Annotated in this window: 2 protein-coding genes; both read left to right on the top strand. The window is 67.6% G+C overall.

Going from position 1 to position 426, the window contains the following annotated elements:
* On the top strand, window positions 1-220 hold a 220-nt coding region (locus tag AC2JF9_RS09660; protein ID WP_500727344.1), incomplete at its 5' end, for a DnaB-like helicase C-terminal domain-containing protein.
* On the top strand, window positions 207-426 hold a 220-nt coding region (locus AC2JF9_RS09655), incomplete at its 3' end, for an alanine racemase (RefSeq protein WP_500727347.1). The genes AC2JF9_RS09660 and AC2JF9_RS09655, both read left to right, overlap by 14 nt.

Genomic DNA, 426 nt, shown 5'->3' with positions numbered 1-426 from the left:
GTTCCGCGAAGAATATTATCTCGACAAGCGCGAGCCAAAGATGGGCACCGAGGAGCACATGAAGTGGCAGGCCACCATGGACGAGATCCACGGCAAGGCCGAGGTGATCATCGGCAAGCAGCGCCACGGCCCGACGGGCACGGTCAAGCTGGCGTTCCAGGCCGACGTGACGCGCTTCACCGACCTGGCTCAGGAGGAGAGGCTGCCTGATCACTACTGAGCCGATCCCCGTCGCCCCCGCGACGCTCACCATCGACCTCTGCGCCCTCGCGGCGAACTGGCGGCTGCTGCGGGACCGCGCCAGTCCCGGCGAATGCGGCGCCGTGGTCAAGGCGGACGCCTACGGCATCGGGATCGAACCGGCGGTGCGCACGCTGTGGGCCGCCGGATGCAGGACCTTCTTCGTCGCCCATGTGAGCGAGGCGA

Source organism: Lactobacillus sp. C449L, assembly GCF_059900815.1.
This window is presented reverse-complemented; position numbering and strand designations above follow the sequence as displayed.